The 24,623-nt window shown below is 64.0% G+C and carries 23 protein-coding genes, 1 pseudogene and 1 other annotated feature; of the genes and pseudogenes, 8 read left to right on the forward strand and 16 right to left on the reverse strand.

Annotated elements, in window-relative coordinates:
• Nucleotides 1-77: 77 nt before the first annotated feature.
• From phaP3 to AC3WVS_RS06760, 3 genes are all read right to left on the reverse strand, one after another.
• The gene (phaP3, locus tag AC3WVS_RS06750) at nt 78-635 is read right to left on the reverse strand and encodes a TIGR01841 family phasin PhaP3 (RefSeq protein WP_492317949.1); all 558 of its coding nucleotides are present in this window, start codon (nt 633-635) and stop codon (nt 78-80) included.
• A gap of 301 nt (nt 636-936) precedes the next feature.
• Nucleotides 937-3,015: a copper-transporting P-type ATPase gene (locus AC3WVS_RS06755; RefSeq protein WP_492317950.1), complete on the reverse strand. Its 2,079-nt coding sequence runs from the start codon at nt 3,013-3,015 to the stop codon at nt 937-939.
• Between the two features lie 627 nt (nt 3,016-3,642).
• Entirely contained in the window at nt 3,643-4,080 is a 438-nt protein-coding gene (locus tag AC3WVS_RS06760; RefSeq protein ID WP_492317918.1) for a YciI family protein, read from the reverse strand.
• Nucleotides 4,081-4,233: 153 nt separating this feature from the next.
• Between AC3WVS_RS06760 and AC3WVS_RS06765 the strand changes: the two genes are divergently transcribed.
• The gene (locus AC3WVS_RS06765; protein ID WP_492317919.1) at nt 4,234-4,599 is read left to right on the forward strand and encodes an ArsR/SmtB family transcription factor; all 366 of its coding nucleotides are present in this window, start codon (nt 4,234-4,236) and stop codon (nt 4,597-4,599) included.
• Between the two features lie 55 nt (nt 4,600-4,654).
• On the opposite strand, the gene arsB is transcribed toward AC3WVS_RS06765, so the two are convergent.
• The 4 genes from arsB to AC3WVS_RS06785 are packed head-to-tail and all read right to left on the reverse strand — an operon-like array spanning nt 4,655 to nt 7,066.
• The gene (gene arsB, locus AC3WVS_RS06770; RefSeq protein ID WP_492317920.1) at nt 4,655-5,731 is read right to left on the reverse strand and encodes an ACR3 family arsenite efflux transporter; all 1,077 of its coding nucleotides are present in this window, start codon (nt 5,729-5,731) and stop codon (nt 4,655-4,657) included.
• A gap of 16 nt (nt 5,732-5,747) precedes the next feature.
• A complete protein-coding gene (locus AC3WVS_RS06775; protein ID WP_492317921.1) occupies nt 5,748-6,242 on the reverse strand; it encodes an arsenate reductase ArsC in 495 nt (164 codons plus the stop codon).
• Between the two features lie 13 nt (nt 6,243-6,255).
• Entirely contained in the window at nt 6,256-6,738 is a 483-nt protein-coding gene (locus tag AC3WVS_RS06780; RefSeq protein WP_492317922.1) for an ArsI/CadI family heavy metal resistance metalloenzyme, read from the reverse strand.
• A gap of 13 nt (nt 6,739-6,751) precedes the next feature.
• Nucleotides 6,752-7,066: an ArsR/SmtB family transcription factor gene (locus AC3WVS_RS06785; protein WP_013957060.1), complete on the reverse strand. Its 315-nt coding sequence runs from the start codon at nt 7,064-7,066 to the stop codon at nt 6,752-6,754.
• A 120-nt stretch (nt 7,067-7,186) separates the two neighbouring features.
• Here AC3WVS_RS06785 and AC3WVS_RS06790 point away from each other — a divergent pair, with 120 nt between their 5' ends.
• Nucleotides 7,187-7,831 (forward strand): glutathione S-transferase family protein, encoded by a 645-nt coding sequence (locus AC3WVS_RS06790; RefSeq protein WP_492317923.1) that lies wholly within the window; start codon nt 7,187-7,189, stop codon nt 7,829-7,831.
• 15 nt (nt 7,832-7,846) lie between these two features.
• Here AC3WVS_RS06790 and AC3WVS_RS06795 read toward each other — a convergent pair whose 3' ends face one another.
• The 3 genes from AC3WVS_RS06795 to AC3WVS_RS06805 form a co-directional block, all read right to left on the reverse strand.
• Entirely contained in the window at nt 7,847-8,542 is a 696-nt protein-coding gene (locus AC3WVS_RS06795; protein ID WP_492317924.1) for a hypothetical protein, read from the reverse strand.
• Nucleotides 8,543-8,642: 100 nt separating this feature from the next.
• Nucleotides 8,643-10,028 (reverse strand): alkaline phosphatase, encoded by a 1,386-nt coding sequence (locus AC3WVS_RS06800; protein WP_492317925.1) that lies wholly within the window; start codon nt 10,026-10,028, stop codon nt 8,643-8,645.
• A 26-nt stretch (nt 10,029-10,054) separates the two neighbouring features.
• Nucleotides 10,055-11,506, reverse strand: a complete 1,452-nt coding sequence (locus tag AC3WVS_RS06805) for an alkaline phosphatase (protein WP_492317926.1) — start codon at nt 11,504-11,506, stop codon at nt 10,055-10,057.
• 227 nt (nt 11,507-11,733) lie between these two features.
• Here AC3WVS_RS06805 and AC3WVS_RS06810 point away from each other — a divergent pair, with 227 nt between their 5' ends.
• From AC3WVS_RS06810 to AC3WVS_RS06830, 5 genes are all read left to right on the forward strand, one after another.
• On the forward strand, nt 11,734-12,132 hold the full coding sequence (locus AC3WVS_RS06810; protein ID WP_492317927.1) for a hypothetical protein: 399 nt from the start codon (nt 11,734-11,736) through the stop codon (nt 12,130-12,132).
• A 69-nt stretch (nt 12,133-12,201) separates the two neighbouring features.
• Complete coding sequence (locus tag AC3WVS_RS06815) at nt 12,202-13,503, forward strand: TolC family protein (protein ID WP_492317928.1); 1,302 nt, start codon at nt 12,202-12,204, stop codon at nt 13,501-13,503.
• Nucleotides 13,500-15,041: an efflux RND transporter periplasmic adaptor subunit gene (locus AC3WVS_RS06820; protein ID WP_492317929.1), complete on the forward strand. Its 1,542-nt coding sequence runs from the start codon at nt 13,500-13,502 to the stop codon at nt 15,039-15,041. Before AC3WVS_RS06815 ends, AC3WVS_RS06820 begins: the two co-directional genes overlap by 4 nt.
• A complete protein-coding gene (locus AC3WVS_RS06825) occupies nt 15,038-18,208 on the forward strand; it encodes an efflux RND transporter permease subunit (protein ID WP_492317930.1) in 3,171 nt (1,056 codons plus the stop codon). Before AC3WVS_RS06820 ends, AC3WVS_RS06825 begins: the two co-directional genes overlap by 4 nt.
• Nucleotides 18,205-18,543, forward strand: a complete 339-nt coding sequence (locus AC3WVS_RS06830; RefSeq protein WP_492317931.1) for a copper-binding protein — start codon at nt 18,205-18,207, stop codon at nt 18,541-18,543. Before AC3WVS_RS06825 ends, AC3WVS_RS06830 begins: the two co-directional genes overlap by 4 nt.
• 41 nt (nt 18,544-18,584) lie before the next feature.
• On the opposite strand, the gene AC3WVS_RS06835 is transcribed toward AC3WVS_RS06830, so the two are convergent.
• Entirely contained in the window at nt 18,585-18,911 is a 327-nt protein-coding gene (locus AC3WVS_RS06835; protein ID WP_492317932.1) for a hypothetical protein, read from the reverse strand.
• Between the two features lie 325 nt (nt 18,912-19,236).
• On the opposite strand from AC3WVS_RS06835, the gene AC3WVS_RS06840 reads away from it, so the two are divergent.
• On the forward strand, nt 19,237-19,491 hold the full coding sequence (locus tag AC3WVS_RS06840) for a hypothetical protein (RefSeq protein ID WP_492317933.1): 255 nt from the start codon (nt 19,237-19,239) through the stop codon (nt 19,489-19,491).
• A 138-nt stretch (nt 19,492-19,629) separates the two neighbouring features.
• Here the strand turns inward: AC3WVS_RS06840 and AC3WVS_RS06845 are convergent, their stop codons facing one another.
• The 5 genes and pseudogenes from AC3WVS_RS06845 to AC3WVS_RS06865 form a co-directional block, all read right to left on the reverse strand.
• Entirely contained in the window at nt 19,630-20,208 is a 579-nt protein-coding gene (locus AC3WVS_RS06845; protein ID WP_492317934.1) for an elongation factor P, read from the reverse strand.
• A gap of 195 nt (nt 20,209-20,403) precedes the next feature.
• A complete protein-coding gene (locus AC3WVS_RS06850; protein WP_492317935.1) occupies nt 20,404-21,984 on the reverse strand; it encodes an isocitrate lyase in 1,581 nt (526 codons plus the stop codon).
• Between the two features lie 253 nt (nt 21,985-22,237).
• Nucleotides 22,238-22,960, reverse strand: a complete 723-nt coding sequence (locus tag AC3WVS_RS06855; RefSeq protein WP_492317936.1) for an AraC family transcriptional regulator — start codon at nt 22,958-22,960, stop codon at nt 22,238-22,240.
• 28 nt (nt 22,961-22,988) lie between these two features.
• The gene (locus AC3WVS_RS06860) at nt 22,989-23,837 is read right to left on the reverse strand and encodes a class I SAM-dependent methyltransferase (RefSeq protein WP_492317937.1); all 849 of its coding nucleotides are present in this window, start codon (nt 23,835-23,837) and stop codon (nt 22,989-22,991) included.
• 142 nt (nt 23,838-23,979) lie between these two features.
• Nucleotides 23,980-24,390, reverse strand: a pseudogene (locus AC3WVS_RS06865) (transposase); the annotation flags it as partial.
• Nucleotides 23,998-24,112: a sequence feature (AL1L pseudoknot), on the reverse strand. Its footprint overlaps the pseudogene before it by 115 nt.
• Nucleotides 24,391-24,623 lie beyond the last annotated feature (233 nt).

Genomic DNA, 24,623 nt, shown 5'->3' on the forward strand with positions numbered 1-24,623 from the left:
AGCTGATGCCCCTGGCCTGCAAGCCTGCGATCTATGTTCAGCGCGCTGGCCTGGCCTGCTTGGCCAGCCGCACGCCGTTACTGCTTGGAAGCGCGGGGCGCCGCCTGCTGGGCCGCGCCGGAGGCGGCTGCGGCGGTCTTGGCAAAGTTGGCCTTGGCGGCTTCAGCCGTCTGCTTGGCGGCGTCCTGGAAGGATTGAAAGGTGCTGCTGGCGGCTGCAACGCTCGATTGCAGCAGCGCGGTGATCGCTTCAGACCCGGCCGGCGCGTTCTTCACGAAGTTGTCAACGAAGGCTTGCACATTGCGGTTGTGCTGTTCGTACTGGCCCTCGACTGCCTTGGTCAGTTCCACCTGCGTGGTCGATGCGATTTCGTACACATGGCGTGCATATGCAACCGCCTTCTCCGCGGCAGGCTGTGCCAGATTGCCCTGCACGGCGAACACTTCACGCAGGTCCTTTCCGGCCAGCACCGCTTCGATATTGCCCTGGCCTTCGGCAAGCGTCGTCCGGACTGCCTGCAGGTTCAACTCGGTCAACTTCTGGAAGCCGTCAAAAGCCATGTTCGTCAGCGCGAACAGTTGGTTCAGACTGGACTTTTGCGCTGCAGCAAATTGCTCGGGCATAAAAGGGGACATGCAAAATCTCCTGTGGATTGATCGAACGGATTCGCGCAACAGGTTTGCAACGTGAATCCGCCTCGGTTTGGCTTCCGGATTGGCAGCGCCACCAATCCTGCAGCGCAGCATCCGAGTGCGAATCCTAGAGGCTTTCTTCTAATTCAATCCCTAGGTACATACCCAAAAAGTCTTTAAAACATGACAATAAAAGTGCTTTATACGCCTCTATATTTACATGTGCTTACGCAGAAATGTTGCAATGCATGACATTTGCATGACATGTGTAGGGCCCACTTCACCCCAGAACTGCCGGCACGCCTCACGTAGCAGCCTTCCTGAGCCGCAGCGCATTGGTAATGACCGAGGCAGAACTCAGGCTCATCGCCAGCGCCGCAATCATGGGCGACAACAACAGGCCTGTCATTGGATACAGAACGCCCGCCGCCAGCGGAACGCCCAAGGCGTTATAAGCGAACGCAAAACCGAGGTTCTGCTTCATGTTTCGAATGGTCGCTTGCGAGAGTTTCCGGGCACGGGCAATGCCGCGCAAATCCCCCTTGACCAGCGTGACCTGAGCGCTGTTCATCGCGACATCGGTGCCCGTGCCCATGGCAATACCGACGTCCGCCTTCGCCAGCGCCGGCGCGTCGTTAATGCCGTCGCCCGCCATCGCCACCACCGCGCCTGCCTGTTGCAGCGAACTGACAAGTTCAAGCTTGTCCGCCGGCTTCACCTCGCCGTGGAACTCGTCAATGCCAAGTTTCCCGGCCACCGCCTTCGCCGTCGCAATCCCGTCGCCGGTCGCCATCACCACACGGATACCTTCTTCCCTGAGATGCGCCAGCGCCTCCGGCGTGGTGGCCTTGACCGGATCCGAGACGGCGAGCAGGCCGGCAAGCTTGCCTTCGATGGCGAGATACATGACGCTGGCGCCTTGCGCACGCAGCGCATCAGCCTGCGCCACTTGCCGATCGATGGGAACGCCTTCGGCTTCCATGAGCGCCGTGTTTCCGATCGCGACCTTCCTGCCGCCCAGCTTGCCTCTTACCCCGATCCCGGAACTCGATTCGAAGCCCTCCGGCTTTTCCAACTGCAGGCCGCGCTCACGGGCTGCTGCAACAATCGCGGCAGCCAGAGGATGTTCGCTGCCCTGATCCAGGCTGGCAGCCAACCGCAGCACGTCCTCCTCGGCATGGCCATTGGTGCCGATCGCGCGCTCAAGAGCCGGCCGACCCTCGGTGAGCGTCCCGGTCTTGTCGACAATCAGGGTATCGACCTTGCGCAGGTTCTCGATTGCAGCGGCGTCGCGGAACAGCACGCCGTTGGAAGCGCCCTTCCCGCTTGCAACCATGATGGACATCGGCGTGGCGAGACCCAGCGCGCACGGACATGCGATGATCAACACCGCGACCGCATTGATCAGCCCGAACACCCAGCTCGGCTCGGGGCCGAAGAGTCCCCACGCGACAAAGGTCAGCACCGCAATGCCGATGACACCGACGACGAAGACGCCGGCAACCTGGTCGGCCATCCGCTGCATCGGTGCCTTCGATCGCTGCGCTTGCGCCACCATCTGGACAATCTGGGACAGCACGGTCTGGGAGCCGACCTTTTCGGATTGGATGACAAGGCTGCCCGAAGTGTTCATCGTGGCGCCGATGACGCGGTCGCCGACGCGCTTGGTGGTCGGAATGGGCTCGCCAGTGATCATCGATTCGTCGACCGCGCTGGTGCCTTCCGTTACCACGCCATCGACCGGCACCTTCTCGCCGGGCCGCACGCGCAGCAGGTCGCCCACGTGGACATTGGCGAGCGGCACGTCCTCTTCGGCGCCGTCGGGACCGATACGCCGCGCCGTCTTGGGCGCCAGTCCCAGCAGCGACTTGATGGCGGCGGAAGTCTGGGAGCGGGCCTTGAGTTCAAGCAACTGACCCAGCAGCGTGAGGGAAATGATCACCGCCGCTGCCTCGAAGTAGACACCGATACGGCCATGCTCGGCGAACACCTGCGGAAATGCGCCAGGTATGACGGTCGCGATGACGCTGTAGACATAGGCCGCACCTGTTCCGATTCCGATCAGCGTCCACATGTTCGGACTACGGTTGACGATCGACTGGAAACACCGCACGAAGAACGGCCAGCCCGCCCACAGCACCACAGGCGTAGCCAGCGCAAGCTCGACCCAGCTCTGGGTCGACACCTCCATCCAGCCAAGGCGATGCCCGAACATGGCCATGACGAACACCACACCGGTGAGCGGTAGCGTCCACCAGAAGCGGTGACGGAAATCCACCAGCTCGGGATTCTCGCCTTCATCCAGTTCCGGCAACAACGGTTCCAGCGCCATGCCGCACTTGGGGCAGTTGCCCGGATGATCCTGGCGGATCTCCGGGTGCATGGGACAGGTATAAATCGCTCCCTCGGCAGCTGGCTGCGCCGCCCCGGCGCCAGTGCCAGCCGGTTCATGAACATGGTCATGGTGATGCGCATGCTCGTGATGAACAGGACCGGACTGGTCCTGAGTCGAGCCATGTGCACCGGCGCTGTGGCGGCCAGGCTCGGTTGCATCGCGTTCGTTGCTTGTCCTGTTCATCCTGGCTGCTTCCTTCAGTTGCCGGCCGGGCATCCACTGCGTCATCCGGCGTGCCTTTTACCTTCATGACACGCTCATGATGCGAAGACGACGGCCATTCGCGGTGGGACGTCCATGTCACGCCTGATGACCCCAGCTTAGAGGTTCCCATCGTTGGAAGGTCAAGGCCAAGAAAGCAACGGGACTGTTCTCAAAGGCCAACGCGCCTGGGTCCAGGATCAGTTGGCCGCCAATGAGAAGTCGCCTTCAGGGGCGAGGTCAGCCGCCGAAGAGATGACTAGGGTCGATGGACGCGCACACCTTTTGCATTCGGCGCGCCCCGCAAGAGGACACCCAGGTCTACGGTGCGCCATGCCGTGGAGATGGACAACGCCGAAAGAACCAGCGTTGGGCGGCGAGGCAACCGCCTCGCCCTGTGCGTTTGTGCTGCCGTCAGCGCGCCTTGTTCGCAAGCCCTTCAACTTCAGCGCGCAGCCGCTCGTCCTGCTCCCGCAGTTCTGGCGTGAGTTCAGCACCGAAGTCCTCGACCTCGAACAGCGGGCGAATTTCGATTTCGGACTCGCTTTCCATGGGGTTGGGGCAGCGCCTGACCCATTCGACAGCCTCATCCATTGACTCGACTTGCCACAACCAGAATCCGGCAACGAGTTCGTTGGTCTGCGGGAACGGCCCGTCCGTCACAGTCCGCTGATCGCCCGAAAAGCGCACCCGCTTTCCCCTTGCGCTAGGGTGCAAGCCCTCGCCCGCAAGCATGACGCCCGCCTTGACGAGTTCTTCATTGAACTTGCCCATTGCCGCAAGCAACTCCGTGCTTGGCATCTTGCCGCATTCTGATTCGCTCGTGGCCTTCACCATCACCATGACACGCATTGTGGTTCTCCTTGAAGGAATCGTTGGCGCCACAAGACCCCGAAGCGGGAGCCGCGGCGGCGGCGGGCGCCGGAAGCAGGATCCAATCAGAATAGTTGAATTCGGCAGCACCTGACTTGCGCGGGCCGTGCCGGTACCTCTACAGTTCGAACCATGAAGAATGAAACCGCCGTAGCAGCGCTCGCTGCACTTGCCCAGGATTCCCGATTGGCGATCTTCCGCTTGCTGGTCCAGGCCGGCCCGGGCGGCGTCAGCGCGGGCCGAATCCGCGAAGCGCTGGGTGTCGCACCCGCGACGCTGTCCTTCCATCTGAAAGAACTGGTCCACGCGGGTCTCATCAAGAATACGCAGGAAGGCAAGTTCGTGATCTATCGGGCGCAATTCGAGACGATGAACGCGCTCATTGCCTTCCTGACGGAACATTGCTGCCAAGGCAATCCGCAGGGCTGCGGCGTGCCGGAAGTGGCATGCAAGCCGGCGGCCACCAGACGCCGCGGCGTCTCGTCCGAAGCGGCCTGAGCCATGGCGGCCTGAGCATCACGGCCGCTGGGATCGGAGCGCCTTGGGGCGGGCGTCAGGCCTTGCGCCCCGCTTCATACCAGCCTTGGGTCCGATTGACGATGCTGACCACCAGCAGCATGACCGGCACTTCAATCAGCACGCCGACCACCGTTGCCAGCGCCGCCCCGGACTTGAAGCCGAACAGGCTGATGGCCGTCGCCACGGCCAGCTCGAAGAAATTGCTGGCGCCGATCAGCGAGGACGGGCCCGCCACGCAATGCGCCACACCCAGTTTCCGGTTCAGCAGATACGCCAGGCCGGAGTTCAGGAACACCTGGATCAGGATGGGCACGGCCAGCAGCGCGATCACCAGCGGTTGCTCGATGATGGCCTGGCCCTGGAAGGCGAACAGCAGCACCAGTGTCAGCAGCAGCGCGGCGATTGAATACGGTCCGAGCTTGCCCACGACCCGCTGGAAATGCGCCACGCCCTTGCTCAGCAGCAGCTTGCGCAGCACCTGCGAAATCGCCACCGGCACCACGATATACAGCGCCACCGACGTCAGCAGCGTATCCCACGGCACCGTGATCGACGACAGGCCAAGCAGCAACGCCACCACCGGCGCGAACGCCACCACCATGATGGCATCGTTCAGCGCCACCTGCGACAGCGTGAAATACGGGTCACCCTTGCAGAGCTGGCTCCACACGAACACCATAGCCGTGCACGGCGCCGCAGCCAGCAGGATCAGCCCGGCGATATAGCTGTCGAGCTGCTCGGCGGGCAGCATGGGCGCAAACAGGTGCCGCACGAACAGCCAGCCCAGCAGCGCCATCGAGAACGGCTTGACCGCCCAGTTGATGAACAGCGTCACACCGATGCCGCGCCAGTGGGATTTCACCTGGCCCAGTGCGCTGAAGTCGATCTTCAGCAGCATCGGGATAATCATGATCCAGATGAGGATGCCGACCGGCAGGTTCACCTGGGCGTACTCCATGCTGCCGATCGCCTGGAACGCGCCCGGCATCGCCTGCCCCAGCGCAATCCCGACGACGATGCACAGGGCCACCCAGATGGTCAGGTAGCGTTCAAAGAAGCCAATGGCGGGCTTCGTCGAAATGGGGGCGTGGGTGGTTGCGTTCTGATTCATTGGAGTTCCGGCGCCTTCAGTTCTTCGCGATCGCGTTGAGCGCGTCCTGCAGCTGCGCATTGCTCATGCCTTGCAGCGGCAACGCCAGCAGTTGCAGCATGCGGTAGCCAATGGCCTCGCGCGTCAGCTCGAATGCCAGCCGCTTGCCTTCGTCGCCGCCCAGGGCGTTGGACGGATCGGCATAGCCCCAGTGCACCTTGACCGGGCTGCCCGGCCAATACGGGCACTGTTCCGCCGCGGCGCTGTCGCAGACCGTGATCACGATCCGCATTTCCGGCGCGTTGTCGCCGACAAATTCGTCCCAGCTCTTGCTGCGATAGCCGCTCACGTCGACGCCGGCATTGGTCAGCGCTTCCAGTGCGAACGGGTTCAGGCGCCCGCTCGGTGCGCTGCCGGCGCTGAAGGCGCGCACATCCTTGCCGAGCTTGCTGGCCCAATGGTTGAGCATCCCTTCGCTCAGCACGCTGCGGGCGGAGTTATGGGTGCAAAGGATCAGAACGTTGGTGGTCATGGAGAGAGCGTGCTCAGCAGCACGACGAGTTGGAGTTCACCGCAATCCCGATCGGCTTGCCGCGCGCGGCACGCGGGGCACAGCAGGCGGAGCCTTCGGCGGACGCCGCTTCGGCCTTGCCTTCGCCGAATACCGGGACATTGCCCAGCGTATGGAAGTGCTCCCAGGCAATGCCCTGCGGATCGGTGACCCAGTGCTTTTCGCTGCGCGCATAGCAGCAGGTGGTTTCACCCTGGTCCAGCAGCGCCATGTCGGCCGCCTCGGCGCGCGCTTTCAGTTCGGCAAGCTCGGCGGCGTCATCGGTCTGGAAACCGAGATGGTCGACGCCCGTCCCCTGGCCGCGCGTGGAGATCGCGAAGTTGATGCGCGGATCCTCGAGCATCCATTTGGCGTAGTCGCTCTCGACTCGCGTCGGTTCAGCGGCAAAGAGCTTCGAATAGAAGGCAATACTCTTGCCTAGGTCGTCGACATGGACGTGAACGTGAAAGCGCTTCATCGGAACATCTCCATCAGCAGTGACAGGAAACCGCGGCTTCCTCGACGCCTTCGCAGCAATTGGCGGTCAGGTAGCCGAGCAATGCATTCATATGCGCGAAAGCGGCGCGGTAGATCAGGTTGCGTCCGTCGCGCTCCTGCGTCACCAGGCCGGCGTGCGCCAGTTCCTTCAGGTGGAACGACAAGGTGGCCGCAGGCACGCCCAGCCGCTCGACCATCGCGCCGGGTGTCATGCCACCCGGGCCGGCGACGACCAGCATCCGAAAGACCTGGAGACGCAGCCCGTGGGCCAATGCAGCAAGGGAGCGGACAACATCATTCTCTTCCATATTTCTACAATACTGGAATATGGGATTGATGCAATGCCTGATCCTGCGAAGCGCTGCCGGCACCGCGTTAGAATGTCGCAACTCTTCGCAGCACGGCAGCTTCAACCAAGGAGCGTCTCCATGCTCAAGCTCTACGGCTTTTCGAAGGTCAATGCTGGCGCGCGCGGCCACACCCGCGACCTGCGCGTGCTGTGGGCGCTCGAAGAGATGCAACTGCCGTTCGAGCTGGCCGGCATGGACCATCCTGCACACGACCTGAGCACCGACGCCTATCGCCGGCTCAGCCCGTTCGAACAGATCCCGTCGATCGACGACGACGGCTTGGTGCTGTCCGAATCCGCCGCCATCCTCGTCTACCTGGCGAAGAAGTCCGGCCGCCTGATCCCCGCCGACCGCGCCGGCGAGGCGCAGGTGGTGCGCTGGTGCTTCGCCGCGATGAACTCGGTCGAGCCGCCGCTGCTCAGCCTGATGGTGCTCGACTGGACGGCGGATGGCAGCTGCGGCAAGCACCGCGAGTTCCTGGTCGGCTGGGTGAATCGGGTGCTGACGAACCTGGAGCGCTGGTTCGATGACCGCGACTTCGTCGCGACCAAGGATTTCACTGTTGCCGACATCCTGATGGCGCACGTGCTCCTCTCTGGCATCAAGGACCAGGGATTGATCGCGCCGTATCCGGGAGTCGCGTCGTATCGGGACCGGTGCCTGGCTCGGCCCGCATGGAAGCGGACCATCGAGGCGTACTGCGCGCGGGTCGAGGCGGGATAGGTCGCCATCGGCGTCCTAGTCCATCAGATCCGTGTACTCACCTTTCGCATAGGGCCGGGTGCGGTTCCACGGAGCGGGTTGCGGCAAGGCAGCGGCGGTCACGCGCGTGATCTTCTTCTGCGTGCCGCTGGCATTGCGCGACTGGACCAGGCGCGGATACTGGCCGGCCACGTCCCACTGGACCGTCACCTGTTCATCGCCGCGCTTTGCGCGGTACTCCTGCACACCGCCGCGCGCAGGACCGCTCACGCTCATGGTCTTGAGCGCTGCCGGATCCAGCAGGTGGTAGGCGGTCGCCCATGAGCCGTCGAAGCCGATGTTGCCGTATTCGGCCGGGCTGACTTCGAAGGTCTTGCGCATGGCGTCGCTGACCAGCCGCACCGACAGCTTGCCGGACGGCTGCCGCTCGATCCAGCGTGCCGCGGCCGACATGTCCATGTGCTTGTGGCCCTTGTCTGCCTTGGCGTGTTCGGCTTCGTCATGCGCCCCGTGCGGGATCTCGCGCTCGATCCAGACCGTGCCGCCCTCGCGGTAGACACGTTCGGTGAAGTAGATGTCGCGGCGCACGCCGTCGGCCCCGAGCGCCGACAACTCATGCTGCACGCGCAGCGCCAGCGGGCCGGAGGCCCTGGACGGCTCTGCCGCCACGGCGGTGAAAGCTGCCGAGACCAGCAGCAGTGCGAGGACGGGAGTGGCTTGCTTGGTTTTCATGAAATCCGTTCAGAAAGCGAAAATGCGCACGCCGGCAACCGGCGCGCGCATGGCATCAAAAGACCCTGTGCTCAGTCGTGCAGCAAGGCCGCGGCCGGCATCACAGGCCCAGCGCGGACTTCACGACGCTGAACACCTTGGTGTTGTCGATGGTGCCCTTGAGCGCGGCGTTGCCCGGCCCCGTCGAGAACAGCATCACATCGCCGCCGCCGTGGGTTTCCGAGCCCGGCGAGCCAAGGTTGACGCCAACTTCCTGCAGGTAGCCGTCGGCCGTGGTGTCCACCAGCGCGGGGTTGTCGCGCGGGGTCTTGCGCGGACCGCCGCCGTTGCCGAACACCAGCGTGGTGTAAGGCAGGCCGTCGGCCGCCGTGGCCGGCTGCCTGGTCTTGATGTCCGTTGCCGTGCCCAGGATCGGGTTGCCGCGATGCGAGTAGCCGTTGATCGTCATCGTATGGTCGTGGTCGGCAGTGACCACGATCATCGTGTTCGACAGGTCCACCATCGACAGCGCACGCTTGATGGCATCGTCAAACGCGATCGTGTCTTCCAGCGCGCGCTTGGCGTTGGTGCCATGCAGCGCATGGTCGATCCGGCCGCCCTCCACCATCAGGAAATAGCCGTTGCCGTTCTTCTGCAGGATACGGATGGCCTTCTCGGTCATGTCGGCCAGGCTGGGCTCGTCGACATTGTTCTTGACGCGGTCCAGCTCGTAGTTGAGGTGGTCCATGTTGAACAGGCCGAGCAGCTTGTTGGTCGATGCCGGGTCCACGGCCTTGAACGCGGTGCCGGTGGTCACGTAGGTGTAGCCCGGGAACTGCGTGGTCAGGTCGACGCCATCGGTGCGCTTGCCACCCGAGGCGCTGGGCAGGAACTGGCGGCGGCCGCCGCCAAGCAGCACGTCCAGGCCGTCCTTGAGCGCGGTGTTGTAGCCGGCGTTGCCGGGCGTTGCCTGCGCGGCGATATTGTTCTCGCCGTCGCGGTGGCAGACGTGCGAGAAAGTGGCCGCCGGCGTTGCGTGGGTCACGCGCGTGGTGGTCACCGCGCCGACCGACTTGCCGGCGGCCTTGGCCAGTTCCAGCACGGTCACGACCGGCGCGCCGTTGCCGCTGGGACAGGTGCTGTCACCGGCGCTGGTCACATAGGCCTTGCCGGTGCCGTCGCTGGCCTTGGTATCGGCCGACATCGAGATGACTTCGTTGTTCATCTTCACGCCGGTCATGTAGGCCGCCATCGACGGCGCGCTGTCGGTGGTCTGCGCGTCGTTCGAATACGTCTTCACGCGCGCGGTGCGCTTGAGCGACTCCATGTTGAGCTTGCCGGTCTCGCCATACTTGTAGATGCGCGAAGCGGTGACGGTGGTCGGGCCCATGCCGTCGCCCAGGAAGAAGATGACATTCTTGGCCTCGCCCGCGGCTTGCGCAGGGAAGGCAATGCAGGCGCAGGCAGCCGCGGCTGCGGACAGGCCGGTACGAATGATGAGTTTCATGGCGTTATTCCGTCAGCGATAGTGGCTTAGAGGCCGATGGCCGTCTTGATCAGGCCGAACACGTCGGTGTTGTCCATCACACCGGTGAAGGATTCGGCGCCGTTGCCCAGTGCGCCGATAAAGACATCGGTGCCGCCATGGGTCTCGCCACCCGCCGCCATCGGGATCGCCGCTTCCTGGTGATAGCTCTTGTCGTAGACCTGTGCATCGGTCAGCGCGGTGCGCGTGGCCGGGCGGTTCTCGCCGGTGCCGAAACCGATGATGGTGAAGGGATTGCCGCCGGAGTCCGTGGACAGTGCGCCGGTCACGTAGTTCTTCAGCAGGCCCAGCACGCCGGGGTTGCTGTCGCTGGTGGGGCCGGTGCGCTTGGCGTAGCCGTTCAGCACCAGCGTGTGGTCATGGTCGGCGGTGACGACGATCAGCGTGTTCTTCAGGCCCGGGTCGATCACGTTGAGCTTGTCGATCGCAGTCTTGATCGCGGTGTCGAAGGCCACGGTGTCCTGCAGCGCCTTGCGCGCGGTGGTTTCATGCAATGCGTGGTCGATGCGGCCGCCTTCCACCATCAGGAAGAAGCCCTTCTTCTTCGCGGCAAGCACGTCGATGGCCTTGCCGGTCATCTCCGCCAGGCTCGGTTCATCGCCGGGCACGCGGTCCAGGTCGTAGGCCATATGGCTGGACGTGAACAGCCCTGCCACCTTCTTCGCGCTGGCGGCGTCGATCTTGTCGAACTCGGCCTTGCTGGAAGCGTAGGTATAGCCGGCCTTGGTCAGTTCGCCAACCAGGTCGCGGCCGTCGGTGCGGGCGCCGCCCGCGGCCTTGTTCTGGAAGTGCTTGCGGCCGCCGCCGAAGATCACATCGACGCCATCGCCAAGCGCGCTGTTGTAGCCGGCGCCGTTCGGCACCAGTTGCGCGGCGATGGTGTTCTCGGCGTCGCGGTGGCACACGTGCGCGTAGGTCGTGGCGGGGGTTGCGTGCGTGATGCGGGTGGTGGTGACCACGCCGGTGCCGTAGCCTGCCGCCTTCATCTGCTCGAGCAGCGTCGGCACGCTCTGGCCGTTGCCGGAAGCCGGACAGGTGCTGTCCGCGCCGGACAGGTAGTCCTTGCCGCTGGCGTCGAAGGCATTGGTCTCCGGCGTCATCGAGATGACTTCGTTGTTCATTTTGACGCCGGTCATGTAGGCCGCCATCGACGGCGCGCTGTCGGTCACCTGCGCGTTGTTCGAATAGGTCCGGATAAACCCGCTCTCGGGGAGCGTGTCCATGGTCAGGTCCCCATCCTCGCCGACCTTGTAGATCCGCGCCGCGGTCATGGTCGTCATGCCCATGCCGTCGCCAAGGAAGAACACGACGTTCTTCGTGGGCGCGGTGCTGCCGGCAGCCGGCGGCTGCGTGACCGGCGCATTGTTGTCATCATCGCTGCCGCACGACGCCACGGCCAGCGCCAGCAGCGGGGCTGCCAGTATTGAAAGACGCCTCATATTTCCTCCCCGTTGGTTTTGGCGGGAGGATGCACGACGAATATTTCGGCACCGTGACGTGTCACAGGACGGCAACGTTGCCGCTGCAGGCAAACATGCGAAAGTGCAGCATCAGGCCGTTCGCTATGTTCGCGAACGGCCCACCTGTGCGGCAAGCTGCCGCAGTAGCGATGCTGCCTGGTGGCGCCGAACACTGATATATTGTCGCCAAAACAGGCACCGCTCTCGTGGGCAAATCGCATCGCCGGCCATGGTTCGCCGGCTTCCTCCTCGTTGTCTTCCTGGCAGCCCAGCTGGCAGTGGCGGCGTACGCCTGTACCGGCAGCCGCTACCAGGCGGAACACAGCGGCACGATGGCGGCGATGACCGAATCCTGCGCCGATATGGCCGCCAGCGACACCCAGCAGGGCATTGACCAGGGCGGGCTTTGCCTGGCGCATTGCCAGGCCGATTCCAAGAACGCCGACCATGCTTCGCCGCAGCTTCCGGCCTTCATGCCGGTGCTGATGCGCGTGCTTGAGCCAACGCGCGTGGTCCTGGCGGAGGTTCGCGTTGCGCTGCGCGCCGAGGCTGAGGCGCGCGCACCGCCTCCCCTCACCGTCCTTCACTGCAGTTTCCAGACTTAGCCTCCGGCTCGACGTCACCTGGTGCTGCCTGCTTCCATGCGGGCAGCAGTCGTCGTCCCTGGAGGTTTTATGCTTTTTTTACGTCACCTGACCGTGGCGCTGCTCAGCGCGCCCGCAATCGGCCTGGCTGCGCCGCAAGGCGCGCCCGGACCATCCGCCCCGTCCCTCTCCCTTGAGGAAGCCGTCGCGATCGCGAGCGCCCATGCCGGCGACGCCGAATCGTCGCGCGGCGCCGTGGAGGCCGCGGGGCAAATGGCGGTCGCCGCCGGCCGCCTGCCGGATCCCGTGGTCAAGCTCGGCGTCAACAACGTGCCGGTCAACGGCTCGGACGCGTTCTCGCTGAGCCGGGATTCCATGACCATGCGCTCGATCTCGGTGATGCAGGAATTCACGCGCGCGGACAAGCGCCGCGCCAGGGCCGCGCGCTTCGAAGCCGAAGCCGCCGCTGCCGACGCGCAGCGCGCGCTGGGGCTGGCAGGCGTGCAGCGCAATGCGGTCAATGCCTGGCTCGACCGGTGGTATGCGGAGCAGGCCGGCGTGCTGCTCGGCCATCACGGCGATCCGCTTGAACTGGCGCTGCAGGCCGCCACCGCGGCCTACCGCAGCGGGCGCGGCTCGCGTGCGGAGGTACTGGCGATGGAGCTGGAAATCCAGAAGCTGCACGACCGCGAGGACGAGAACCGCGCCGCGCTGGCAACGGCCACGCTGAACCTGGAGCGCTGGGTCGGCGCCGCTGCGCGGCGCCCGCTGTCGGAGCGGCCACCGCTTGAAGTGCCGCCAGGCGCCCGGCAACTCGCCCGGGGCGAGTTCGAGGCCGTGCCCGAACTGTCGGCTGCGCAGCGCGACGTGGCGCTGGCCGAATCGGAAATCCAGGTGGCAACCGAAGCCCGCAAGCCGGACGTGACGGTCGAGCTGATGTACAGCCAGCGCGGCTCGGCCTACTCGAACATGGGCTCGCTCAACGTCAGCTTCCCGCTGCCGTGGGACCGGGGCAACCGCCAGGACCGTGAAATCAGCGCGCGGCTGGCGCAGGCCAACGACGCGCGGGCCAGGCTGGAAGTGATCCGGCGCAATACCCAGGCCATGGTCGGCGCCAGGCTGGCCGAGCTGCAGCGCAACCTTGACCGGCTGCGGCGCTACGACGACAAGACCTTGCCGCTCGCGCGGGCACAGGCGGATGCGGCACTGACGGCTTACCGCGCCAGCACGGGCAGCTTGGCGGCCGTCGCCGAAGCCAACCATCGCGCCATCGACACCGCCATGGATCGCCTGCTGCTTGAGGCAAAGACCGCGAAGCTGTGGGCGGACCTGAACTACCTGGTGCCATTGCCGACCGCCCAGACCGAAGCCGCAGTGAGGGAGGCAAAATGAAGAAGCACATCATTGCAGCAGCAGCCGGGCTGGTCGTCGCCGGCATCGCCCTCTACGGCGCTTACCACTTCGGGTTCACGCGCGGCACACAGACTGCGCAACCGTCGAGCACGGCTGGCGCGCAATCCACCATGCTCAAGGCCGGCGACATCGACCCGAAGACAGGCAGGAAGATCCTGTACTGGCACGATCCCATGGTGCCGGGCCAGCGCTTCGACAAGCCGGGCAAGTCGCCCTTCATGGAGATGCAACTGGTGCCGGTCTACGCGGACGATGGCGGCGGCGGCAATGTCACCGTCGACAGCCATGTCGCGCAAAACCTCGGCATTCGCACCGCCGAAGCAAAGCCTGGGCGGCTGGCCGCGATGCTGCAGGTGCCCGGCAATGTCGCCATCGACGAACGCAGCGTGCAGGTCATCCAGGCGCGCACCAACGCCTTTGTGCAGCACGTCGCGGTCCGCGCGACCCTTGACCCGGTCCGGCGCGGACAGGCGCTGGTCACCCTGTACTCGCCCGACTGGATCGCGGCGCAAGAGGAATACCTGGCCGTGTCGCGCATGGCAGCAAGCGAGCATCTGGGCGACCTGCGCAGTGCTGCCAGGAATCGCATGCTGCAGGCGGGCATGACACCGGGCCAGGTCAGTGCGGTCGAAAGATCCGGCAAGCTGCAGCCCGGTGTTGCCATCGCCAGCCCGGTCGATGGCCTCGTGACCGAGGTGGCGGTGCGCGAGGGCATGACCGTGTCGCCGGGCATGACGCTGTTCCGCCTGGCTGATCTCAGCCAGGTGTGGGTGATTGCCGAGGTACCAGAGGGCCAGGCCGGCACCATCCGGCCCGGCGCGGCGGCCACGGTACTGCAGGGCGGCACGGCCAGCCCCCTTGGCGGCAAGGTCGACGCCATCCTTCCCGACGTCAACCCGGCGACCCGCACCGTCAAGGCCCGCATCGTGCTGCCAAACCCAGGCAGGCGCCTGCTGCCGGGCATGTTTGTCACGGTCGGCTTCGACAGTGGCGCGCAGAAGGAAGCGTTGCTGATCCCGTCGGAGTCGGTCATCCGCACCGGTCAGCGCAGTATCGTCATGGTCGATGCCGGCCAGGCAGGGTTCGTTGCCACCGAGATCAAGACCGGCCGCGAGGCCGATGGCATGGTCGAGGTGCTGGACGGACTGGCGCCGGGACAGAAAGTGGTCACGTCCGGCCAGTTCCTGATCGACTCGGAAGCCAGCCTGCGCGGCAGCGCGCAACGCATGTCCGCCCCGCCTGCGGCCTCCGCACCTGCCGCACCATCGACCGAGCATGAAGGCACAGGCCGCATCGAAGCCGTGCACGGCAGCGAGAGCCTGACCATCTCGCACGGCCCGATCCCGTCGGCACAGTGGGGTGCGATGACCATGGATTTCGCCGCGCCGCCGACAGGCCTGCCCAAGGGACTGAAGCCTGGCGACCGCATCCGCTTCCGCTTCCGCCTGGACCGCGACGGCGCGGCCATGCTGTCGTCAGTCGAGCCCGCCGGCACCGCCCAGGGAGCCAGGCCATGATCGCGCGCCTGATCCTCGCCTCGATCCGCCACCGCATCCTGGTCCTGCTGGCCACGGTGATGCTGACCGCATGGGGCCTGTGGGCGGTGCGGAGCACGCCGCTCGACGCCCTGCCCGACCTGTCCGATGTGCAGGTGATCATCCGCACGCCCTTCCCCGGCCAGGCGCCGCAGATCGTCGAGAACCAGGTCACGTATCCGCTGACCACCACCATGCTGTCGGTGCCCGGCGCCAGGACGGTCCGGGGTTACTCTTTCTTTGGCGATTCGTTCGTCTATGTGCTGTTCGAGGATGGCACCGACCTGTACTGGGCGCGCTCGCGCGTGCTGGAATACCTGAACCAGGTGCAGTCCCGCCTGCCCGCCGCGGCCAGGCCGGCGCTGGGCCCGGATGCCACCGGCGTCGGCTGGATCTACGAGTACGCGCTGGTGGACAAGACCGGCCAGCATGACCTCGGCCAGTTGCGCGCGCTGCAGGACTGGTTCCTGCGCTTCGAACTGAAATCGCTGCCCAATGTGGCCGAGGTCGCTTCGCTGGGCGGCATGGTGAAGCAGTACCAGGTGGTGCTGCTGCCGGACCGGATGCGCGCCTACAACCTGTCGCAGGGCAAGGTGCTGGCGGCGCTCAGGGGCGCCAACCAGGAAGCCGGCGGGTCGGTGCTGGAAATGGGCGAGGCAGAGTATATGGTGCGCGCCAGCGGCTACCTGAAGACGCTCGACGATTTCCGGCAGATCTCGCTGGTGACCAGCGATGCCGGCATTCCGGTGCGGCTGGGCGATGTCGCAGTCGTGCAGCTTGGGCCGGAGATGCGGCGCGGCATCGCCGAACTTGACGGCCAGGGCGAGGTTACCGGCGGCGTGATCGTGATGCGCTCAGGCAAGAACGCGCTGGAAACCATCGAGGCGGTCAAGGCAAAGCTAGCCACGCTGCAGAAGAGCCTGCCTGCCGGTGTGCAGATCGTCACCACCTACGACCGCTCCGCGCTGATCAAGCGCGCGGTGGAAAACCTGACGCACAAGTTGGCCGAAGAGTTCGCCGTGGTCGCGCTGGTGTGCCTGCTGTTCCTGTTCCACCTGCGTTCCGCGCTGGTGGCGATCGTGTCGCTGCCGCTGGGCGTGCTGGCCGCCTTTTTGGTGATGCGCTACCAGGGCATCAATGCCAACATCATGTCGCTGGGCGGCATTGCCATCGCCATTGGCGCCATGGTCGATGCCGCGGTCGTGATGATCGAGAACGCGCACAAGCAGCTGGAACACTGGCATGCCGACAACCCCGGCCGGGCGCTGGCAGGGGACGAGCGCTGGGGCGTGATCGGCCGGGCCGCCACCGAGGTCGGGCCGGCGCTGTTCTTCTCGCTGCTGATCATCACGCTGTCGTTTATCCCGGTCTTTACGCTGGAGGCGCAGGAGGGCCGGCTGTTCTCGCCGCTGGCCTTTACCAAGACCTATTCCATGGCCGCGGCGGCGGGCCTGTCGGTGACGCTGGTGCCGGTGCTGATGGGCTATCTGATCCGCGGCAGGATTCCTTCGGAGAAGTCCAACCCCCTGAACCGATGGCTGATCCGCGCCTATCGGCCGGTGCTGGCACGGGTGCTGGCCTACCCGAAGACCACCCTTGCGATCGCCGCGGTGCTGCTGGCCGCGACGGCGTGGCCGATGCTGCGTACCGGCGCCGAATTCATGCCGCCGCTCGACGAGGGCGACCTGCTCTATATGCCGTCGGCATTGCCAGGCCTTTCCGCCGGCAAGGCGGCGCAGCTGCTGCAGCAGACCGACCGCCTGATCAGGACCGTGCCCGAGGTGGCGACCGTGTTCGGCAAGGCCGGCCGCGCCGATACCGCGACCGATCCGGCACCCCTCGAGATGTTCGAGACCACCATCCAGTTCAAGCCGCGCGACCAGTGGCGTGCCGGCATGACCACCGACAAGCTGGTGGAAGAGCTCGATCGCGTGGTCAAGGTGCCGGGCCTGTCCAACATCTGGGTGCCGCCGATCCGCAACCGCATCGACATGCTTGCCACGGGCATCAAGAGCCCGGTCGGCATCAAGGTGGCGGGCGCGGACCTGAAGGAAATCGACCGCCTGGCAACGCGCATCGAGGAAACCGTCAGGACAGTGCCGGGAGTGACGTCGGCGCTGGCCGAGCGGCTGAGCGGCGGGCGCTATGTCGATATCGACATCGATCGCGTGGCGGCGGGCCGCTACGGGCTGAACATCGCGGATGTGCAGAGCGTGGTGTCGTCGGCCATCGGCGGCGACAATGTGGGCGAGGTCGTCGACGGGCTGGCGCGCTTCCCGATCAACGTACGCTACCCGCGCGACTACCGCGACTCGGTGGAGCAACTGCGCAGCCTGCCCATCGTCACCGACAAGGGCCAGCAGATCGTGCTGTCCGACGTGGCGCGCATCCAGGTGGTGCAGGGAGCGCCGATGCTGCGCAGCGAAAACGCGCGCCTGTCGGGCTGGGTGTATGTCGACATCCGCGGGCGTGACCTGCGCTCGGCCGTCCGGGACATGCAGGCTGCCGTCGCGAAAGCGGTGCCGATGCCGGCCGGCTATTCGCTGAGCTGGTCCGGGCAGTTCGAATACCTGGAGCGGGCCGCCGCAAAGCTGAAGGTGGTGGTACCGTTCACGCTGCTGATCATCTTCGTGCTGCTGTACCTGGTGTTCGGCCGTCTCGATGAAGCCCTGCTCATCATGGGCACGCTGCCGCTGGCGCTGATCGGCGGCTTCTGGCTGCTCTACCTGCTGGGCTACAACCTGTCGGTTGCCGGCGTGGTCGGCTTTATTGCGCTAGCGGGCGTGGCGGCGGAATTCGGCGTGATCATGCTGCTCTACCTCAAGCAGGCATGGACCGCGCGCGCGAACCAGGGCGATGCCAGCCTGTCCGCGCTGCTTGAAGCCATCCAGGAAGGCGCGGTGCTGCGCGTACGCCCCAAGGCAATGACCGTCGCCGTCATACTGGCCGGCCTGGTGCCGATCATGTGGTCGCATGGCACCGGCTCCGAGGTCATGCAGCGCATTGCCGCGCCGATGGTGGGCGGCATGCTCACCGCGCCATTGCTTTCGCTCTTCGTGGTGCCGGCGGTGTATTTGCTGATGCGCCGGCGCCAGACCAGACCTCAACCTGTTTCCGTCCACCCATCACTGCAAAAGGAACCGCAATGAAATCCATCAAGACGCTCGCCCTCGTCCTTGCCTTGACCACCACGCCGGCCGCATTCGCAGCGGGCTCGATGGACGGCATGGACATGAAGCCGTCCGCACCCTCGCAGCAGGCGCCGCAACCCGTCGCAGCCGAGATCAAGAAGATCGATGCGCAGGCCGGCAAGGTCACGCTCAGGCACGGACCGATCGCCAACCTCGGCATGGGCCCGATGACCATGGCGTTCCCCGTCAAGGAACGCGCATCGCTGAAGGATTTCAAGGAGGGCGACGCAGTTTCCGTGACCTTCGACAACGTCGATGGCAAACCAACGGTCGTGGAAATGCGGCGCAAGTGAGCAATCAGCCCCGGCGGGTTGGACCGGGGCTGTCAGATTGGTTAGTGCACTTGGCGCTTCAGGTCAGAAAGTTCCGAATGCATCGAACTGACTGCATCCTTGACCTTTGCATCGAGACCGCCGGCCTGCTGGCAAGCGCGGTCTGCACGATCACCGATCCGTTCGAGATCATCGACCCACTGCCGGATCCGATCCTCATCCTTGGAAGACACGACCTTCGATGCCGCTTTGCATTCCTTGTCGAGCTCATCCACGCAGTTCATCAAATCTTGTGGAATCCCCGCATCGGCATGACAAGTGCGTGATGTCTCGCTGATGGTTTGCTGCAGATGACTAAAACGTTGCTGCATTTCACTGGCTTGCAACATGATGCCCCCTTCGTGAACATCAATTCACATGAATTCAGGTAGCCTGTGCCATTGTCATTCGCCCGCATTATCGGCTGCCAGTGAAGCTCCATTGCGCAGCCCCGAAGCGCGCGAAGGGCACTTTTTCAGTCTAGGTCAAAATCGACCGCACGCTCCGATGTGATCCCCGGGGTTCCTGTTGCCGAAATCCGCCACTGGTCACTCCCATGCCTGGGCACTGGCCGCGGCATTACTAGGCTTTCGCCGCGCCCCGCTATATCGTGAACTCAAGACAGTCCGGCGCTCGTGCTGAGCCACGGACCTGCATAAATTTTCGGAGGCTGAAATGCTGGAAAAAAAGCGGTCTTACAAGGGATTCCACGTTGCCCTGTTCGTGCCGGAGGTGATTGAGCCAGGCAAGCCATGCGGGCGAGTCCAGATCTCCACGCGCAATGAGGACATGGGCATCCGCTTTACGCCGGACTGGCCCCACCCGCCCGCATCGCTGCTGGAGGCAGAGGACTGGCTTTTTGCCTACGCCGCCGGGATCATCGATTGTGAACTGGCTGGCGGCTTCGGCATTGATCTCAGGAACGAGTAAGTCAGCTCGGCGAGGAAGGATCTCCAGCGTAGCGCGCCTGGGCAATCGCATTTGGCGCGCACAGTTTGCTGCCGGCCAAGTTCCAGCGAGACTGTACGCGGCGCTGCGCATGCAGGGAGCGATGGCGCGGCACTGGCGTCACGACTTTCGCGTCCCTCGCCTTATCCGCTCCAGATATTTTCCTGAAGCGACCTCGATTCGCACCGTGTCCCCTTCCTTGACGAACTGAGGAACGAGAACTTCCATGCCGTTCTCCAGCGTGGCAGTCTTGAAGGTAGAGGTTTCATGCTCGTGCAGTCCTGGCGGCGTGGACATGATGGTTACCTCGACCGCCGGCGGGAATGCGATGGTGACTGGCTCGCCCTCATAAAGCTGCACCGGGATTCGCATATTGGGGTGAAGAAATTTCTGGTATGCACCCATGGTTTCCGCAGGAAAACTGATCTGCTCGAAGGTGTCGGGATTCATGAAGAAAAAGGCGACACCATCGGTGTACAGATATTCCATCTCCTGGTGATCAAGCTCGACCTCTTCGAGCTTGTGGCCCGGGTGTAACCGCAACTCCTTGATGTGACCAGTCTTGAGGTTCTTGAACTTGGCGAAAACTGCGCTCCCCTGTTGGCCGCCGCCGGCGTGGTACCCGGCGCTGGTAACGCTATGAAGTTCACCCTCAAGCATGATGACCATGCCCGACTTCAGTTCGGAAGCTTCGACCATTGGTGTCTCCGCCTGGGCGGCAAGATCTCGCCTTCAGCCTAGCACCGCAGCGCGCCTTCAACAAAGGCCGGCGGCGACAGCGGGATGCTGCAGCGCCGCATGCATAAGGCTGAAGAACCCCGCGAGCTATCTCGCCGAACAAAAAAAACGCCAACCCCGTGTGGGTTGGCGTTTTTGCTTGGGGTACTACTGGTATCAGAACTGGTTCATGGTGTTGTCCTTACCCGCCGCCTTCAGGGCCGCTTCGCCGCTGAAATACTCCTTGTGGTCGTCGCCGATGTCCGAGCCGGACATGTTCTGGTGCTTGACGCAGGCGATGCCCTGACGGATTTCCTTGCGCTGCACGCCAGCCACATAACCCAGCATGCCCTGGTCGCCGAAGTATTCCTTGGCCAGGTTGTCGGTCGACAGTGCGGCGGTGTGGTAGGTCGGCAGGGTAATCAGGTGGTGGAAGATACCTGCTTCGCGCGCCGCGTCGGCCTGGAAGGTCCGGATCTTTTCGTCGGCCAGCTTCGCCAGTTCGGTCTGATCGTATTCAACGCTCATCAGTTGCGTGCGATCGTATGCCGACACATCCTTGCCTTCGGCCTTCATCGCGTCATACGCCTGCTGGCGGAAGTTCAGGGTCCAGTTGAACGACGGGCTGTTGTTGTACACCAGCTTCGCGTTCGGGATGACCTTGCGAATCTCGCTGACCATGCCGCCGATCTGGGCGATATGCGGCTTTTCGGTTTCGATCCACAGCAGGTCAGCACCGTTCTGCAGTGCGGTGATGCAATCCAGTACGCAGCGCGCTTCGCCCGTGCCGGCGCGGAACTGGAACAGGTTGCTGGGCAGGCGCTTGGGACGCAGCAGCTTGCCGTCGCGCTTGATGACGACATCACCATTACCCAGTGCGTCGGCCGACAGTTCCTCGCAATCGAGGAAGGAGTTGTACTGGTCGCCCAGGTCGCCCGGGGTGTTGGTCACGGCGATCTGCTTGGTCAGGCCGGCGCCCAGCGAGTCGGTACGGGCCACGATAATGCCGTCGTCCACGCCCAGTTCCAGGAAGGCGTAGCGGATGGCGCGGATCTTGGCCAGGAAGTCCTCGTGCGGCACGGTGACCTTGCCATCCTGGTGGCCGCACTGCTTCTCGTCGGACACCTGGTTCTCGATCTGGATGCAGCATGCGCCCGCTTCGATGAACTGCTTGGCCAGCAGGTAGGTGGCTTCGGCGTTGCCGAAACCCGCGTCGATGTCCGCGATGATGGGCACGACGTGGGTGACGTGGTTGTCGATCTTCGCCTGGATGGCGGCCTTGGCGGGGCCTTCGGCCGCGTCCAGCTCGCGGAACAGGCCGCCCAGTTCACGGGCGTCGGCCTGGCGCAGGAAGGTGTACAGCTCGCGGATCAGCGCGCTGACGGAGGTTTTTTCGTGCATCGACTGGTCCGGCAGCGGGCCGAACTCAGAGCGCAGCGCGGCCACCATCCAGCCGGACAGGTAAAGGTAGCGACGCTCGGTGCTGTTGAAGTGCTTCTTGATGGAGATCATCTTCTGCTGGCCGATAAAGCCGTGCCAGCAGCCCAGCGACTGGGTGTACTTCGACGAGTCGGCATCGTAGGCGGCCATGTCGGCGCGCATGATCTTGGCAGTGTACTTGGCGATGTCCAGGCCAGTCTTGAACTTGTTTTGGGCACGCATGCGGGCGGCATACTCGGGATTGATGGCATTCCACGCGCTGCCGTGGTTCTCTTTCAAACCGGCAACTGCCTTGATGTCGTCTTGATACTGGGCCATGGGAAATTCCTAAGAAGAAAGCGCGTTTGAAAAAAGTTGAGTGTGCTGGCGGATGTCGAAGCGAGCAGCGTGGGTTCATTGTAGGGCCTTCTTGATGCGTCGCGACAAAGTCTTATATAAGACATAAGAGTTCATTTCTCCTTATTTTTCAATGAGATAGGCGCTAAATTTTGTAATGTGGAAAGCTTTTTCAGAGAACGAAAGCTAGCGCCCGGGGAAACACGCAGCAAATTCCACAATGTGAAACGCGCTTTCAGTGCTCGGAGGCAGGGGCGAGCAGGATGGCTAGAGCAACGATTAGCCGGTGGGATTTGTAGATCTGGTCCGACGATCGGTGCCATGAACCGGCACAGCAACGTGTCGTCGTGCCCGCGTCGGTCATTCGATCACGAGCGATGGTCATCGGAAACTGGCCCTGGTGTGGCGCCTGCCTGCCGAGATGCGATGCGCGCAGCGTCTGGCTGGGCAGCACGCCGAACAGCCGGCGGTACTGCATGGCGAACCGGCCGATGTCCCAGACCCCGAAGCGCATACAGATGCTCGTGACCGTCTCGCCTGCCTTGGCATGCTTCAGCGCATGGCGCGCGTGGTGCAAGCGGTGGAGCACCAGATACCGGTGGGGGCTGATGCCGACGTACCGGTTGAACACGTTGCGAATGGTACGTTCCGAGGCACTGGTAGCTGCGCACAGGTCTTCAAGCAGGATGGGCGTGTGCCGCGCCGCTGCCGGCAAGTCCATTGCCTGGCTCAGGATGCGCCGGTGATTCTGGTGCCTGGCAGTGTCAGTGCTACGCGCGGCTGGCGGCAGCAGGGTGTTGAACGCGAGCCGGAGGAGTTCGCTGCGTGCGGTCTGCTCGCCAGCCGGGTGATGCAACTGGGCAAGCTGGCGATCATCGATAAAGAGCAGGCGCCGGGTCAGCGCAAGCAGGGCGCCCAGACTTGGACCGCCGGTCAAGACAAGATTGCGGGCGAGCAATGACAAGTCGGCATGGAACGGGCGAAAACTATCCTGGCTTGGTGCCTGACCCGATGATGAGTTCAAGCTCGGTCTTGAAGCCTTCACCGACGTCGAACTGCTTAAGGCATTCATAAACCTCGTTCCAGGCCCTCAATCTCGCCGCGACGTCGAGGTCCGCTACCACAGCCCGGTATGCCCCCGCGGCTTCCTGCATCAGTTGCAGAGCATCAGACGCACTCGGCAAGACGAGCTGCGCTCGAACGTGCTGTGTTTTCACATCGCCAAGACCGCTGTCGTTCATCAGGCGCTCCATCACGCCATCGCCGCCCAGTGCGAAGATTCCAGGTTGTCCGGGGGCGGGCGGAGACTTGCCCGCGTGGCGTAGAAGGATCGCCATCGGCTGGGCCATAAAGGGATTGTTGGCCGGCGTCGTGAAGACTAGCGCCGCGAAACGCGCGCCAGGCTTGAGTACGCGTCGGACAGATTCCAATGCCTCTCCAGGTGACGGGAAAAGCATCAATCCCAATCGACACATCGCCGCGTCGAACGGCGCCAGTGTCTCGTCCAATTCGTCTACTGCGCATTCCAGCGTTTCGATATTCTGAAGGCCGGCACGAGCGGCATTTCGGCGGACATGCTCCAGCATGGTGCCAGATATATCACTGGCGACCACTTCGCCGCCGGCACCCACTCGCATCGCTGCCTGGATGCTCTGGCTGCCGGCACCGCAGGCCAGATCGAGAACGCGCATGCCCGGCCGGATACCGGCCATATCGATGAGCGTGTCCGTGGCGCCCGAAAGATTGGTGGCAAACACATGCTCCCACTTCGCCCAGCCGGGTGCTGCCGACTCCCACGTATTGCGAAGATTGGATTTCACGCTGCTGTCGGTCATCTGGAGACTCCCTCAGGACGCCGCCTGTACAGGAGCATTGTAGTGCGCAAGCGATGCGTGTGGCCTGCTGCTCAAGTTGCTGATAGTAGTTGGCCTCGTACTCGGCCGGCGGCACATATCCCAGCGGCGCCATCAGACGGTGATAGCGGCGATAGCCCGACGGGGCGACCTGCAGCACCCTGCAAATCGGTTCGACCCCAAGGGCCTCGGTACGCGTCGATGAAGTCCCTCAAGACTTGAATCGGCGGTCGAGCTCCGCCTGGGCGAAAAACGCGCCGGCCAGCTTGAGAATTTCGTTGGCCTTGCGCAGTTCGCGGACCTCCCGCTCCAGATCCTTGATACGCTGGGCCTCTGCCGTGGTTGTGCCTGCGCGCTGACCGGTGTCGCGCTCATGCTGGCGAACCCAAGCCAACAAGGTCTGCGCGGTACAGCCAATCTTGGCTGCGACCGACACCACGGTAGCCCACTGCGATTCGTGCTCGTCACGATGCTCGAACACCATGCGCACGGCGCGCTCCCGGACTTCCGGGAAAAATTTGACTGACTTCCTCATGGACTCCATTCGCTCAAAGAGTGGAGCCTCCTCGAAACCCGGGGCGGTTCAGACCTGCCCCACCGCTCCCGTCAACTCAGTTCAGACACGGAAGACCCCGTGGAATCCAAAGGCGTCGCCCTACCCCATAGCCACACCGCCGTCCTGACGGACCCCATCGAGTCGGGTGAGGGGTCGCCCCCTCAGCCCGCTCACACCACCGTACGTGCGGTTCCGCATACGGCGGTTCACGA

The sequence above is a fragment of the Cupriavidus sp. CPT47-8839-RL05A genome (assembly GCF_058792255.1).